At 58.1% G+C, this 13,345-nt stretch carries 15 protein-coding genes; 9 read left to right on the top strand and 6 right to left on the bottom strand.

Features of this window, described 5'->3' with window-relative positions:
• Positions 1-4 precede the first annotated feature (4 nt).
• The gene (locus tag Q668_RS08055; RefSeq protein WP_022989099.1) at positions 5-1,474 is read right to left on the bottom strand and encodes a M48 family metalloprotease; all 1,470 of its coding nucleotides are present in this window, start codon (positions 1,472-1,474) and stop codon (positions 5-7) included.
• 156 nt (positions 1,475-1,630) lie between these two features.
• Here Q668_RS08055 and Q668_RS08050 point away from each other — a divergent pair, with 156 nt between their 5' ends.
• Together Q668_RS08050 and Q668_RS08045 are read left to right on the top strand one after the other, a co-directional pair.
• A complete protein-coding gene (locus Q668_RS08050; protein WP_022989098.1) occupies positions 1,631-1,858 on the top strand; it encodes a sulfurtransferase TusA family protein in 228 nt (75 codons plus the stop codon).
• A gap of 15 nt (positions 1,859-1,873) precedes the next feature.
• Positions 1,874-2,950, top strand: a complete 1,077-nt coding sequence (locus Q668_RS08045; RefSeq protein ID WP_022989097.1) for an AI-2E family transporter — start codon at positions 1,874-1,876, stop codon at positions 2,948-2,950.
• A 1-nt stretch (position 2,951) separates the two neighbouring features.
• On the opposite strand, the gene Q668_RS08040 is transcribed toward Q668_RS08045, so the two are convergent.
• On the bottom strand, positions 2,952-3,419 hold the full coding sequence (locus Q668_RS08040) for a peroxiredoxin (protein WP_022989096.1): 468 nt from the start codon (positions 3,417-3,419) through the stop codon (positions 2,952-2,954).
• A gap of 74 nt (positions 3,420-3,493) precedes the next feature.
• Here Q668_RS08040 and dapA point away from each other — a divergent pair, with 74 nt between their 5' ends.
• Genes dapA through Q668_RS08015 form a run of 5 tightly spaced genes read left to right on the top strand, consistent with a single transcriptional unit; the run spans position 3,494 to position 8,082 of the window.
• Entirely contained in the window at positions 3,494-4,372 is an 879-nt protein-coding gene (dapA, locus tag Q668_RS08035; RefSeq protein WP_022989095.1) for a 4-hydroxy-tetrahydrodipicolinate synthase, read from the top strand.
• Positions 4,373-4,406: 34 nt separating this feature from the next.
• On the top strand, positions 4,407-5,501 hold the full coding sequence (bamC, locus tag Q668_RS08030; RefSeq protein WP_022989094.1) for an outer membrane protein assembly factor BamC: 1,095 nt from the start codon (positions 4,407-4,409) through the stop codon (positions 5,499-5,501).
• 42 nt (positions 5,502-5,543) lie between these two features.
• Positions 5,544-6,257 (top strand): phosphoribosylaminoimidazolesuccinocarboxamide synthase, encoded by a 714-nt coding sequence (gene purC / locus Q668_RS08025; RefSeq protein ID WP_022989093.1) that lies wholly within the window; start codon positions 5,544-5,546, stop codon positions 6,255-6,257.
• A 29-nt stretch (positions 6,258-6,286) separates the two neighbouring features.
• Positions 6,287-7,024, top strand: a complete 738-nt coding sequence (locus Q668_RS08020; protein ID WP_022989092.1) for a TIGR04219 family outer membrane beta-barrel protein — start codon at positions 6,287-6,289, stop codon at positions 7,022-7,024.
• A gap of 50 nt (positions 7,025-7,074) precedes the next feature.
• Positions 7,075-8,082: an NAD-dependent epimerase gene (locus Q668_RS08015; protein ID WP_022989091.1), complete on the top strand. Its 1,008-nt coding sequence runs from the start codon at positions 7,075-7,077 to the stop codon at positions 8,080-8,082.
• A gap of 48 nt (positions 8,083-8,130) precedes the next feature.
• Here the strand turns inward: Q668_RS08015 and Q668_RS08010 are convergent, their stop codons facing one another.
• Positions 8,131-8,934 carry an RluA family pseudouridine synthase gene (locus tag Q668_RS08010; RefSeq protein ID WP_022989090.1) on the bottom strand — a complete coding sequence of 268 codons (804 nt, stop codon included), beginning with the start codon at positions 8,932-8,934 and terminating at the stop codon, positions 8,131-8,133.
• Positions 8,935-9,057: 123 nt separating this feature from the next.
• Between Q668_RS08010 and Q668_RS16825 the strand changes: the two genes are divergently transcribed.
• Positions 9,058-9,231, top strand: a complete 174-nt coding sequence (locus tag Q668_RS16825) for a DUF2897 family protein (RefSeq protein ID WP_022989089.1) — start codon at positions 9,058-9,060, stop codon at positions 9,229-9,231.
• Between the two features lie 207 nt (positions 9,232-9,438).
• Positions 9,439-10,506, top strand: coding sequence for a BMP family ABC transporter substrate-binding protein (locus Q668_RS08005; protein ID WP_022989088.1), 1,068 nt, complete (start codon positions 9,439-9,441; stop codon positions 10,504-10,506).
• A 72-nt stretch (positions 10,507-10,578) separates the two neighbouring features.
• Here the strand turns inward: Q668_RS08005 and Q668_RS08000 are convergent, their stop codons facing one another.
• Genes Q668_RS08000 through Q668_RS07990 form a run of 3 tightly spaced genes read right to left on the bottom strand, consistent with a single transcriptional unit; the run spans position 10,579 to position 13,239 of the window.
• Positions 10,579-11,361, bottom strand: a complete 783-nt coding sequence (locus Q668_RS08000) for an ABC transporter permease (protein WP_022989087.1) — start codon at positions 11,359-11,361, stop codon at positions 10,579-10,581.
• Complete coding sequence (locus Q668_RS07995; protein ID WP_022989086.1) at positions 11,361-12,143, bottom strand: ABC transporter ATP-binding protein; 783 nt, start codon at positions 12,141-12,143, stop codon at positions 11,361-11,363. Before Q668_RS07995 ends, Q668_RS08000 begins: the two co-directional genes overlap by 1 nt.
• Positions 12,144-12,198: 55 nt before the next feature.
• Positions 12,199-13,239, bottom strand: a complete 1,041-nt coding sequence (locus tag Q668_RS07990) for an ABC transporter substrate-binding protein (protein ID WP_022989085.1) — start codon at positions 13,237-13,239, stop codon at positions 12,199-12,201.
• Between the last annotated feature and the right edge of the window lie 106 nt (positions 13,240-13,345).

Genomic DNA, 13,345 nt, shown 5'->3' with positions numbered 1-13,345 from the left:
GTTATTACTGGCGGGCTTCCTGCAGGCGGCTGGCAATTTCGCCCAGGCGCTGGTTGATCACCTGCCGTTCGGTAGACCCGGCCGGCAGCAGTTCCTGGGCCTGGCGCAACTGGCGCTGTGCCGCACGCCAGTCTCCCATCAGCACCTCATACTCTGCCCGTGCCCGATGCACGCCCACAATATTGCGGGCCATACCTTCCGCTTCTGCCAGTCGCAGCCAGACCTGTTCCTGGTGCGGATATTGTCGGCTCATATCCCTGAGTACAGACGCTGCTGCAGAGCCGTTACCGTCACCGATTTCGGCGCTGGCCAGCATCATGCTGATCGGGTAGTTGCCCGGATTGCGTGACAGCGCACCCTGCAACAGATTCCGGGCCTCGGCAAAGCGCTGCTGGCTGATCTGTGTTTCGGCCAGGGAGACCTGAAACGTGATGCGCCCCGGATTGTCTTCCAGCAGTTCTCTCAGGATGTTTTCTGCCTTCTGGTACTGCCTGGCTTCGTGGTAGGCCACGGCCAGGCCATAGCGGATGGCATCGTTGCGCTGGGCGTCGTCCCGGTTCAGGTAGGCCTCGAAGGTTTCGATCGCAATCTCCGGGGATTGGGCGTAGTGCACCTGCAGGCGGCTGCGGACAAGGTGGTATTCCTGGCCATCCCGCACTCGTTCGTCAGGGTATTGCTCGGCCCGGTTGCGGGTGTCGGCTACCCGGCTCTGGGTGAGGGGGTGCGTGGAAAGGTATTCCGGCAGCCGGTTACCTTGCAGGCGGTTCTGGCGCATCATGATCTCGAACATTTCCGGCATGCCCCGCGGATCCATGCCGGCGCTGGCCAGGATGTCCAGGCCCACACGGTCAGCTTCCTGTTCGTGGGATCGGCTGTAGGCCAGCATGTTCTGCATGGAGATGGCCTGGGTGCCGGCAATGGCGGCAATACCGATGTCTGACTGGGTGACGGCCGATAACACAATGCCGGCAATCATGCCGGCGAGGGTCAGCGGTGCGCTGGTTTCCTGCTGCTGCATGCGCCGGGCAAAGTGACGCTGGCTCAGGTGCGCCAGTTCGTGGGCCAGTACCGAAGCAAACTGCTGCTCGGTGGCGGCGTTCAAAAACAGCCCGCCATTCACGCCAACGATACCGCCGGGCACGGCAAAGGCGTTCAGGGCAGGGCTGTCGATCAGTGCCAGGCTGAGATTGCGATCATCCAGCGGAGCCGAGGGCACCAGCCGGTAAATCATTGAACTGAGATAGTCGTAAACCAGCGGATCCTGGATCTGCGGGGCCGAGCGCCGGATGGAGGTCATCACCTGCTGGCCGATGTCGGCCTCCTGCTGGCCGGAAATCAGGCCACCGCTGCCGCCAATGCTGGGCAGTGTGGAGTTATTGGCGGTCAGCGCAGCCGGTGTGGCCAGCAGGCTGGCGGCCAGGGTCAGGGCCAGGCTTGAACGCGATCTGCTTCGGCGATTTTTGGATTGCGTCATGGATTCCGATACTGCCCCGGTTTCAGATGGCCGTTAGACCAGTGGTGCCCTTCGAAGTTCTGGTTTGGATTACCAACTCTTGAGGTGCAATAGGGTAACACCACCGGCATAATGCGTGCCTGAATACTGACTGAATGTTAATGGTAACTTTTTCTTATGGCTGACCGAAGTCTGGACGCAAGCGGCCTGCGCTGCCCGATGCCGTTACTGAAGACCAAGCTTGAGCTCAACAGCATGTCGCCGGGTGAGCAGCTGGAAGTGCTGGCTACCGATGCCGGCTCTAACCGGGACATTCCCGCCTATGTTGCCATGTCGCCCCACCGGCTTGTCAGCCAATCGGAGAGTAATGGCGTCTATCGTTTCATGATAGAGTGCGGCGGTTAATTTCCGGAGATTTTCATGGTCAGAATTTTACGGGGCCTGGCCCACAAGTATTTCTCGGACGAAGAAGCGGTCATCCTGTTTTTGCTGCTGGTGACCGGAACAATTTTCGTCATCTGGTTCGGTGCCATGCTGGCGCCGGCCATTGCATCACTGATCGTCGCTTTTATCCTGCAAGGGCTGGTGTCCAAGCTGAATCGCATGGGGGTTCCCCAGACGGTTGCGGTTATTTCGGTGTTCCTGATGTTTATGGGTGTGCTGATCGGGTTTATCTTCGGCCTGCTGCCGCTTATCTGGACGCAGGTGAGCACCCTGGCCGGCGAAGCGCCCCGGATTATCCGGGAGCTGCAGTCGTATCTTTCACTGTTGCCGCAGGAATATCCCCATCTGGTCTCCGAAGAGGCGGTGAACCTGATCTACGCGGAAATCTCTGCGGAAGTAGGGCACGCAACCCAGTGGCTGGTGTCTTTCTCGCTTTCCAGTATTCCGGACCTGGTGGCCCTGCTGATTTATATGGTGCTGGTGCCGATCCTGGTGTTTTTCTTCCTGAAAGACCGGGAGCTCATCGTCAATTCCATTGGCCGCCTGCTGCCGCCGCAACGCCCGATGATGGTTCGTATCTGGCACGAAGTTAACCTGCAATGTGCCAACTATGTGCGCGGTAAAGCCGTGGAAATCCTGATCGTTGGCGGGACCACCTACGTGGCGTTCAAGTTGCTGGGCATGCCCTATGCTGCGCTGCTCTCTTTGCTGGTGGGGCTGAGCGTGGTGATTCCCTACATCGGTGCCGCCGTGGTGACCGTGCCGGTCGCCGTTATCGGCTTGTTCGCCTTTGGCTGGAGCAGCCAGTTTATCTGGATCATGGTGGTTTACGGCATTATCCAGGCGCTGGATGGCAACGTGCTTGTTCCGGTACTGTTTTCAGAGGTAAACAACCTGCACCCGGTGGCCATTATCGTGGCGGTACTGTTCTTCGGAGGTATCTGGGGCTTGTGGGGTGTGTTCTTTGCGATTCCGCTGGCAACCATGCTGAAAGCCGTGTTTGCCGCGTGGCCGGTGCAGGAAGACATGCCCGCACCGGCACAGGAAACCTGATTCAGAGCGCCTTGACGGCCTCGAGCACTTCGTCAACGTGGCCGGGCACTTTTACGCCCCGCCACTCCTGGCGCAGCACACCTTTCTTGTCGAACAGGAAGGTGCTGCGTTCGATGCCAAGATGCTCCTTGCCATAGAGCTTTTTCAGTTTGATGACGTCAAACAGCTTGCACAGGGTTTCATCTTTGTCTGAGATCAGGTGAAAGGGGAAATCGTATTTCGCCCGGAAGTTCTCGTGAGCCTTCAGGCCATCCCGGGAAACACCGAAGATTTCGGTGTCCAGCTCCGCGAACTGTGACATGCGATCGCGGAAGTCCTGGCCCTCGGTGGTGCAGCCGGGTGTATTGTCTTTCGGGTAGAAATAGATAACGATGTTTTTGCCCTTGAGGTCGGCTGGCCGGATGACCTGTTCACCGGTGGCCTCGGCTTCAAAATCAGGGATGGGTTGGTTCAATGCTACAGATGACATGAGTTCTCCTTGAATTCCCTTGTGTCGTTACGAGCCCAACATTACCATATCGGTTTTATTCGGACGGAGCTTTTATGATTACGGGTAGCCTTGTCGCACTGGTCACGCCCATGCATCCAGACGGTGAGATTCACTGGGAGGATCTGGACAAACTGGTGGACTTTCACATCGAAAACGGCACTCACGGTATTGTTGCTGTGGGTACCACCGGCGAATCCGCAACCCTGGACCCGAAAGAGCATTGTCGGGTTATCGGGCATATCATAAAACGGGTGGCCGGCCGGATTCCTGTGATTGCCGGTACCGGTGGTAACAGTACGCGCGAAGCGATCGAACTGACCACTGAAGCCCACAAACTGGGTGCCGATGCCTGTCTGCTTGTGGTGCCTTACTACAACAAGCCGACCCAGGAAGGCCTGTACCAGCACTTCAAGACCATCGCTGAAGCTGTACCGGGCATGAACCAGATTCTGTACAACGTGCCGGGCCGCACCGCCTGTGACATGTTGAACGAAACCGTTGAGCGCCTGGCTGACATTCCCAATATTGTCGGTATTAAAGACGCCACCGGTAACATTACCCGCGGCAGCGAACTGATCGAGGCCGTTAAAGGTCGCCTGGCGGTTTACTCCGGTGACGATGCCACCGCAGCAGACCTGATGCTGGCCGGCGCCAAGGGTAACGTTTCGGTAACCGCGAACGTGGCTCCGAAAGCCATGTCCCAGCTGTGTGAAGCGGCGGTTGCCGGTGATCAGAGCGAAACCGCTCGCCTTAACGAGCTGCTGATGCCCCTGAACCGCAAGCTGTTCCTGGAAGCCAATCCGATTCCGGTGAAATGGGCCTTGCAGCGCATGGGCATGATTGGTGAAGGCATCCGTTTGCCGCTGACTCCGCTCAGCGAGAAGTTCCACGGCGAGGTGGAAGACGCCCTCAGAGCCGCTGGTGTTCTCTGAAGCCGTAAGAACCACCCGCTAACCGGAGTTGCCGATGCAGTTTCTTGCACGAGCCCGCAGTAAAACCCCGCAGATGTCCCGGCCAGTGGCCGGGATTCTGCTTGTAACCAGCCTGGCTGGTTGCAGCTTGCTGGAAGACCGTTCCCAGCGCTACGTGGATGCGCCCGAAGGGCAGCCCATTGAAATCCCGGAGAGCGCAGACCAGTCCCGTTTTTCTGAAATCATGCCGGTACGGAGCATCAATACCGATGATTCCCGCCGGATGTATCCGTCGTCGATTCCCAAACCCCCGGACATGACCTCCGAGATTCTCGATCAGAACTATGTGATCGAAGAGCTGGATGGTCGGGCCTGGCTGCTGGTGAACGAAGTGCCGGGCCGGCTGTGGCCGGTGGTCAGCGCCTGGATGAATCAGTCCGGCCTGGGCATGGCCTACGACAGCCCCCAGCTGGGCGTTATGCAGAGTGAGCTGGCCAACTTCAGCAAGCGCAGCCGTGAGCTTCTCGGCCTGGATAACACCCCGGCCGCCGACGAGCCGCGCATGCTAGTACAGACCCGCCTGGCCCCGGGCATCCGCCGCAAGACCACCGAGATCCGTATCCGCACGGTTGAACTTGCACAGAACCCTGAGGGCCTGGTCAGCTGGGATGACGGTGCTGCCGGCTCTGAATCGGCCCTGGAGCGCCAGAAAGCCCTGCTGGGTGAACTGGGCGAGTTCCTGAAAGCCCGTGAAGACAACAAGTCTTTCTCCCGGGCAGCATTCGGCATGGTAGCCGAGCCCCTGGTGCGGCTGTTGTCGGAAGGCGACGTTGCCACTGCGGTGAGGGTAGAGCTGGATTACGGCCGGACCTGGGCTGAGGTAAACCGTTCCCTGACCGAGATCGACGCTGAGGTAATGGACCTTAACCGCAGTGCCGGTTGGTTCCAGGTGGATTTCCGCACCGAAGACGAGCGCTCGCCCGGCTGGTTCTCCTGGTTCAGCAGTAAAGACGAACCCACTCACACCCATACTGTGCGGGTTGAGCAGCAAGACGACGCCGTGTTTGTAACGGCCGAGCAGCAGGACAACTACACGGGTGAGTACAGCGCATCTGACTTGCTCACCCGTTTGTTTGAACAACTGTATTGATCAACGGGGCGGCTGACAGGTCGCCCGCGTTTGGAGACCCCAATGGAAAAGCGCGAAGAACTCTACGCCGGCAAGGCAAAATCCGTATATCGCACTGACGACCCCGAGCGTTTTGTTCTGGTATTCCGGGATGACACCTCGGCCTTTGACGGCGAGAAGAAAGAACAGCTGAACCGCAAAGGCATGGTGAACAACAAGTTCAACGCCTTCATCATGGAGAAGCTGGAAGCAGCCGGTGTACCGACTCACTTCGAGGGCCTGCTGTCTGATACCGAATCACTGGTTAAGAAGCTGGACATGATTCCGGTGGAGTGTGTGGTTCGCAATATTTCCGCCGGCAGCCTGTGCCGTCGCCTGGGTGTAGAAGAAGGCCAGGAGCTGAATCCGCCCACGTTCGAACTGTTCCTGAAGAACGATGCCCTGCACGATCCGATGGTGAACGAATCCCTGGCTGTCAGCTTCGGCTGGGCCGGCGAGCAGGAACTGGCCAGGATGAAAGAGCTCACCTACAAGGTGAACGACGTACTGAAGGCCCTGTTTGATGACGCCGGCATGCTGCTGGTGGACTACAAGCTGGAATTCGGCCGCAGCGGCGGCCAGATCGTTCTGGGCGACGAATTCAGCCCCGACGGCTGCCGCATCTGGGACAAGGAAACCCGCAAGAAGATGGACAAGGACCGTTTCCGTCAAGGGCTTGGTGATGTCATCGAAACCTATGAGGAAGTTGGTCGCCGTCTTGGCATCAACTTTGACTGAATAAAGCACAACAAGCAGAAAGGTGATGTATGCGTAAGTTGATGGTTGCTGTAGGTGGTTCGCTGGTACTGGCGGCCCCGTTGGCCAATGCCGACATTCTGGGCGTGGGCGCAAACGTAAGCTACTGGGATTCCGATTTCTCCGGTGAGGTGGTGAACAAAGGCTCTGCCGTTGATATCGAGAATGATCTCAATATGGACAGCGACAGCAACGCCAACTTCACGGCTTACTTCGAGCATCCGGTGCCACTACTGCCGAACGTGCGGGTGAACTACATCAGCATTTCCCAGAGTGGTAGCGGTCAGGTTGGCCTGGAAGAGTTCGATGGCATCCTCCCGGGTGCAGACGTTAAGTCAGACCTGGACCTGGATCAGCTGGACGCCACCTTCTACTACGAAGTGCTGGATAACTGGGTAAACCTGGATCTCGGCCTGACCGCTCGCAAGTTTGATGGTGAGCTGGTGGTGCGCGACACGGCTGTTGGTGGACGCGTGAGTACAACGACCGTCGATGCCGTAGTTCCCATGGGCTACCTGGCCGCCCGTTTCGACCTGCCGTTTACCGGTGTGTCTGTTGGCGCTGACGGTAACTTTGTAAGCTACAGCGGCGACTCCCTGCACGATGTGAACGTGTATGGCCAGTTCGAGATTGCCATGCTGCAGCTGCGTGCAGGCTACCGCGAAATGGCGATTGATTACGAAGATGACGACGACAAGCTGGACGTGGAGCTCTCCGGCCCCTTCGCCAGCGTCGGCTTCACCTTCTGAGCAAGTATTAAAAGGCGCCTCTGGGCGCCATTTTTCATGGAGAACAGATCTTGAAAATCCTCGTTACGGGAACCGCCGGTTTTATCGGCTCACACCTGGCCCATCGACTGCTGGATCGCGGTGATGAAGTCATCGGCGTGGACAACGTAAACGACTATTACGATGTGAACCTGAAAGAGGCTCGCCTGGCCCGGCTAACCGGCAAGGCAGGGTTCACCGAAGTGCGCCAGGACGTAGCAGACCGGGCCGCCATGGAAGCCCTGTTCCGGGAACACAAACCTGAGCGGGTGGTGCACCTGGCCGCCCAGGCCGGCGTACGTTACTCCCTGGAAAACCCCCACGCCTACATAGACGCCAACCTGGTTGGCTTTATGAATATCCTGGAAGGCTGTCGCCATAACGACGTGAAGCACCTGGTGTACGCCTCCAGCAGCTCGGTATACGGCGCTAACGAAACCATGCCGTTCTCCGTGCATGACAACGTAGACCACCCCCTGAGCCTGTACGCGGCCTCCAAGAAGGCCAATGAGCTGATGGCCCACACCTACAGCCACCTGTACAACCTGCCCACCACCGGCCTGCGGTTTTTCACCGTGTATGGTCCCTGGGGCCGGCCGGATATGGCCTTGTTTATCTTCACCAAGAAGATCCTGGCGGGCGAACCGATTGATGTGTTCAACCACGGCCATCATAAGCGGGACTTCACCTACATCGACGATATCGTAGAGGGTGTCATCCGTACGCTGGACAACGTCGCCCAGCCCAACGAAGACTGGAGCGGTGCCCAGCCAGACCCGGGCACCAGCAAGGGGCCGTACCGCATCTACAACATCGGCAGCAATAACCCGGTGGAGCTGTCCCGGTTTATCGAGATCATCGAAGAGCGGGTCGGCAAAAAGGCCGAGAAAAACCTGCTGCCCATGCAGCCCGGTGATGTGCCGGCGACCTACGCCAATGTAGATGACCTGATCAATGATGTGGACTACAAGCCGTCTACCACCGTGGAAGAGGGCATAGCCAACTTTGTGGACTGGTACCGGGATTTCTACAAGGTCTGATCGCCGCTGCTAACAAAGAAGGCCAGCATCGTTGCTGGCCTTCTTTGTTTATGAGACCTGGTTGGTTAGCGCAAAAGATACCTGTCTGCCGGTGACCGGGCAGTGGAAGGCCAGTTTAACTGCGGTCAGTTGCAGCCCGGCAGAATCTGCTGTTCCGTAAAGCCTGTCTCCGACAATCGGGTGACCAATACCGGACAGGTGTCGCCGTATCTGGTGTTTTCGGCCAGTTTCGATGCGGATTTCCAACGCGGTGGTATCGGAATCTTCGTCATAGGTGAGGGTAGTCACGCGACTGACCGAGGCTTTGCCGTCCAGGGGCGTGTCGATCCGCAGGTCGTCGGCAACCAGGTTGCCGGTTACCCGGGCCCGGTAGATCTTGGTCATGGTTCGTCCGGAGAACAGTTGGGACAGCGCTGCCGCGGCTTTACCATCGTGGGCGATCAACATGATGCCCGCGGCATCCCCGTCCAGCCGGTGCACCAGAAAACAGGGTTTGTTCAGTTCGGTTTCAGCCAGACGCAGCAGGCTGCAGTGGTCGCCCCACTGCGAACCCTGGGACAGCAACCCGTGCGGCTTGAACCAGACAGTGTAACGGCCTTTGTTCTCCAGCAATTCGGGTTCTTCCGGTTGGCGCGCCAGAACCTGGTCATCATAGAACAGCTGGATACGAGTGCCCGGTTTCAGCTCCCGCTTGGCCTTCCGCAACCGCACCTGCTTGCCTTTCTGGGTCCACCAGCAGGCGCCCTTGGCCATGGCATCCTTGATGCGCTGCTTGGGCAGGCCAGAGGCTTCCGCCAGCGCATCTACCGCAAGCCGGGAGCTTTCAACAGTCAGGTCGATGGTCTGGCGCATGGTGGCTGGAGTACTCCGGTTTCAGGTAAGCAGGCCGGGCATTATAGCGGAAACAGCTACGGGAGCGCGCCTTTACCGGCTGTGCTACTGTTCGTAAAGGCCGATATTCAAGGAGACCGTATTATGCCGCTCATTGGCTGGCTATTTCTTTTCGCTGCATTCGCATTGGTTGTCGGCAGCCTGCTGTTTTTGCGGGATAGCGCCAATATGAAGATTCCCAAGGAAAAGCTGGAAAAAATTCGGGAGCGTAAGGCGGAGCAGGAGAAGGCAGACGAGGAGGAACGGGATCGCTGGTGATTATTGCCCCGGGGTTTGCCTGTCGGTGTGGCGTTGCGCACCGGTGTAGTGCAGGCCTTTTAACTTCTGGCAAAGCGACAATGGAAAATTCATTTAAAACAATGCATTGAAAAACCTGAACAATTGGCCAGCTTTTTGCTCCATTTGAAGTTGTTACCCGCTTAGGGCGGTGCAACACAACTTCAGAATGGTTCAGGAGAACGATGCATGAGCATGAAACGCAGTCTGGCAGCGGCCATTGCCCTGACTTTATCTTCTTCCGTAATGGCAGAAGACCCGATGAAAATCGGATTTGTCTACGTTGGCCCCATCGGGGATCACGGCTGGAGTTACCAGCACGATCTGGGCCGAAAAGCCGTTGAGGCGCACTTCGGTGACCAGGTTCAAACCACCTATGTGGAAAACGTGGCCGAAGGTGCCGACGCCGAGCGCACCATCCGCATGCTGGCCCAGGCCGGCAACGACGTTATCTTCACCACGTCATTCGGTTTTATGAACCCGACCATCCGGGTTGCCGAACAGTTCCCTGATATCACCTTCATGCATGCCACCGGCTATAAGCAGGCGGATAACGTGGGTACCTATCTGTCCAAGACCTACGAGGGGCGTTATGTAACGGGAGTGGCGGCTGGGTTGGTGACCGAGTCGAATGTGCTGGGTTACATTGCCTCGTTCCCGATTCCGGAAGTCATTCGCGATATCAACGCGGTGTATCTGGGGGCTAAGTCGGTGAACCCCGATATCGAGATCAAGGTGGTGTGGGCCAACACCTGGTTTGATCCGGCCAAAGAGGCCGATGCTGCCAACGCCATGATGGATCAGGGGGCCGATGTGGTGATTCAGCACACCGACAGCCCTGCGCCTCTGATGTCCGCCTTGCGCCGGGGTAACTGGGGTGTCGGGCAGGCATCTGATATGCGGGAGTTTGGCAAGGAGGCCCACCTGTTATCCGTCGCCAATAACTGGGGGCCTTATTACGTTGAGCAGGTTCAGAAGGTCATGGATGACAGCTGGGTGCCAGAGGATCACTGGGGTGGCATTGACGAGGATATGATCCAGATTATCGGCCTGAGCGACCGCCTGAGCGAGGAGCAGTCGGCGGCCGTGAACCAGGTGATTGAGGCTATTGGCGCCGGTGAGTTGCATCCGTTTACCGGTCCTTTGAAAGACCAGGCCGGCGAGCTGAAAGTGGCAGACGGGGTGACCATGACCGAGCAGGAACTGGCGGGTATGAACTGGTTCGTGGAAGGCGTCGGGGCAACACTGCCGCAGTAACGATTCTGATCAGACACTGACAAAAGAGCCCCGATCAATGGGGCTCTTTTTTGGCTGACTAGCGGGTGTGTTTCAGAAAGCGGGGTCGGAACCGCGCGTGGCCCAGCCGGTCATCCGTCGCTCGACAAGTGCGAAGAGTTCGTACATCACCACGCCCATGACGCCGATCACCACCAGGCCTGCAAACACCAGCCCCATATCCATCGTCGAGCTTGCCGACAGCATCAGGTACCCGATGCCAACGTTGGACGCTACGGTTTCAGAGATGACCGAACCGACAAAGGCCAGAGTGATAGCAACCTTGAGTGAAGCGAAGAAGTATGGCATGGAGCGGGGCAGAGCGACTTTTTTCAGGATATCGATGCGGCTGGCACCCAGCGAGCGCATAACGTCCTGAAGCTCCGGCTCCAGCGTCGCCAGGCCGGTGGCCATATTCACCACCACCGGGAAGAACGAGATCAGAAATGCAGTGAGAATGGCGGGCACCGTACCGATGCCAAACCAGACCACCAGCACTGGCACGAAGGCCACTTTCGGGATGCTGTTGAAGCCCACCATCAACGGATAGACGGCCTTGTAGATTACCGGTGAGGAACCCACCAGCATGCCCAGAACCAGCCCGAATACCACGGCAAGGGCGAATCCGACAACGGTGGTGAACAGTGTCTGGGTGGCATGCTCAATGATTTGTGGCCGGTATTCCAGCCAGGAGCGCCAGATATCGGTGGGGGCGGGAAACAGGTAGTCAGGAATCTGGAAAGCAAAGCAAAGCAGCTCCCAGAACAGCCCCAGAAACAGGAGCAATAGCCAGGGCGAGGCTTTCATCAACAGGCGTTTGCGCTGAGCCAGGGTCATCAGGATCCCTCCCGGATTCGGCCAATGTGGTCACGTAATTCAAACACCAGGTCGGCAAAGGGATCGGTGTAGGTGACGGAAAGCTCTCTGGGCCGGGGCAGGTTTACCGGCTTGCGAACCAGTATCCGGCCCGGGCCCTTGCTCATGACGTATACGGTATCGGCCAGAAAAACCGCTTCGCGAAGGTCGTGGGTTACCAGAACCACGGTAAAGGGCTCTTCCTGCCATAAATCCCGGACCATGCACCAGAGTTCCTCACGGGTGAAGGCATCCAGTGCGCCAAACGGTTCGTCCAGCATCAGCAGGGAGGGGCGGTGGATCAGTGCGCGGCAGATTGACGCCCGCTGCTGCATGCCGCCGGACAGCTCCCAGGGATATTTGTGTTCGCAGCCGGCAAGGCCAACCCGCTTGAGCAGGGCGCGCCCCAGTTCTTCGAACTGTGTTTTTTCCCGGCGGAACTTGTGGCGGTACTCCGCCACTATCTCAAGTGGCAGCAGCACGTTTTCAAGGGTCGTGCGCCACGGCAGCAGGTTGGAGGCCTGGAACGCCATGCCAACACCCTTCTGCGGGCCCGCCACTTGCTTGCCCCCCAGATAGACATAGCCATCGCTCGGTGGCGCAAGCCCGGTGACCAGCTTCATCAGGGTGGACTTGCCACAGCCCGATGGGCCCACCACCGCCACAAACTCATTTTCTTTCACGCTCAGGGAGATGTTTTCGATCGCCAGCGGGCCATCCTCTCCATAACGCATGCTTACATTCTCAAACTCGACAAGGTCCATCTGGTACTCCGGTAGGCCAGGGAGCCCGGGTGCGCGGTACCCGGGCACAGGTGCGTCAATCGATCGAGCGCTCTGCCTGTGATGGCAGGTAGCTGCTGTCGAATAACTGCGTGAGTTGGTCTGACGGTTCCAGGTTATAGGAGGCCACCATGTCCGCCATGGCCCGCTCCATGCGCGCTTCGGTGATGGCGCCCAGACCTTCGGCGCGGGTTTCTTCGGTGATCACGTGGTTGTCCATGGCCAGTTTAAGGCGGCGCAGCTCCAGGTCCTGTTTGATCAGGCCATCCCGTTTTTTTACATAGGTAATCGCGGTTTCAGGATCTGCGATGGTTTCTTTCAGCGCTTTGTTGAAGGCTCTCAGAAAACCTTTGACCGCCTCCGGGTTCTGTTCGAGCAAGGCATCCTGGGCAATGATGGTATTGCCGTAGAACTCCACCCCGTAATCCGGGTATTTCAGCGCCACGATGTTGTCCGGGGACACGCCGCGGGCTTCGAGGTTCAGCAGACTGGTGAAGTAGAAACCGGTAATGGCGTCTACCTCACCCCGGGCGAGCAGGGTTTCCCGGATGGCAGGATCGGCCGATTGCCACTCAACCGAGTCCACCGCCAGGTTGTTATGCCGCGCAAACGACGGCCAGGCTTTGCGGCCACCATCGAAAACGGGGGCGCCCAGAGTTTTGCCTGCCAGGTCTTCGGGCTTTTCAATGCCGGAGTCTTTCAGGGCAAACACCGCCGCAGGCATGGTGTTGTAGACCATATAAACAGCGGTTACGCCGGTTTCCGGGTTCTTTGAGGTGGTTTCTGTCAGCGCGCTGAAGTCGGCAAAGCCCATGTCGTAGGCATTGGTGGCTACGCGGGTAACCGCGCCTGCCGAGCCGTTACCGGCATCAATGGTGACGTTGAGCCCCTCACTCTTGAAGTAGCCTTTTTCGAGTGCCATCAGGAAAGGCGCAGAGGGCCCTTCGAAACGCCAGTCCAGGGTAAACCGAATGTCGGTATCAGCCTGGGCGAAGGTGCTCGCGGCCAAGGCGCCTGCCAGAGTGACGGCTTTTGACAGCCCCCTGAGCAGGCCGGGCTTTTGCTGTTTTGCTTTCATGGAGGTGTTCCTCGCTGTGTTTGGAATAGAGGTTTTGCGTACTCACAGGGAAAGTGCAATTGCCGTACCAGAGTCCCGGAACACCGGCCCGAGTGCCGTAAAACCT

Source organism: Marinobacter sp. ES-1, from assembly GCF_000475255.1.
GTDB lineage: Bacteria > Pseudomonadota > Gammaproteobacteria > Pseudomonadales > Oleiphilaceae > Marinobacter > Marinobacter vinifirmus.
This window is presented reverse-complemented; position numbering and strand designations above follow the sequence as displayed.

What these genes read in the sequence shown, in the direction of transcription:
- Q668_RS08055 (WP_022989099.1), bottom strand. Translation starts at nt 1,474, where the DNA reads ATGACGCAATCCAAAAATCGCCGAAGCAGATCGCGTTCAAGCCTGGCC.
- Q668_RS08050 (WP_022989098.1), top strand. Translation starts at nt 1,631, where the DNA reads ATGGCTGACCGAAGTCTGGACGCAAGCGGCCTGCGCTGCCCGATGCCG.
- Q668_RS08045 (WP_022989097.1), top strand. Translation starts at nt 1,874, where the DNA reads ATGGTCAGAATTTTACGGGGCCTGGCCCACAAGTATTTCTCGGACGAA.
- Q668_RS08040 (WP_022989096.1), bottom strand. Translation starts at nt 3,419, where the DNA reads ATGTCATCTGTAGCATTGAACCAACCCATCCCTGATTTTGAAGCCGAG.
- dapA (WP_022989095.1), top strand. Translation starts at nt 3,494, where the DNA reads ATGATTACGGGTAGCCTTGTCGCACTGGTCACGCCCATGCATCCAGAC.
- bamC (WP_022989094.1), top strand. Translation starts at nt 4,407, where the DNA reads ATGCAGTTTCTTGCACGAGCCCGCAGTAAAACCCCGCAGATGTCCCGG.
- purC (WP_022989093.1), top strand. Translation starts at nt 5,544, where the DNA reads ATGGAAAAGCGCGAAGAACTCTACGCCGGCAAGGCAAAATCCGTATAT.
- Q668_RS08020 (WP_022989092.1), top strand. Translation starts at nt 6,287, where the DNA reads ATGCGTAAGTTGATGGTTGCTGTAGGTGGTTCGCTGGTACTGGCGGCC.
- Q668_RS08010 (WP_022989090.1), bottom strand. Translation starts at nt 8,934, where the DNA reads ATGCGCCAGACCATCGACCTGACTGTTGAAAGCTCCCGGCTTGCGGTA.
- Q668_RS16825 (WP_022989089.1), top strand. Translation starts at nt 9,058, where the DNA reads ATGCCGCTCATTGGCTGGCTATTTCTTTTCGCTGCATTCGCATTGGTT.
- Q668_RS08005 (WP_022989088.1), top strand. Translation starts at nt 9,439, where the DNA reads ATGAGCATGAAACGCAGTCTGGCAGCGGCCATTGCCCTGACTTTATCT.
- Q668_RS08000 (WP_022989087.1), bottom strand. Translation starts at nt 11,361, where the DNA reads ATGACCCTGGCTCAGCGCAAACGCCTGTTGATGAAAGCCTCGCCCTGG.
- Q668_RS07995 (WP_022989086.1), bottom strand. Translation starts at nt 12,143, where the DNA reads ATGGACCTTGTCGAGTTTGAGAATGTAAGCATGCGTTATGGAGAGGAT.
- Q668_RS07990 (WP_022989085.1), bottom strand. Translation starts at nt 13,239, where the DNA reads ATGAAAGCAAAACAGCAAAAGCCCGGCCTGCTCAGGGGGCTGTCAAAA.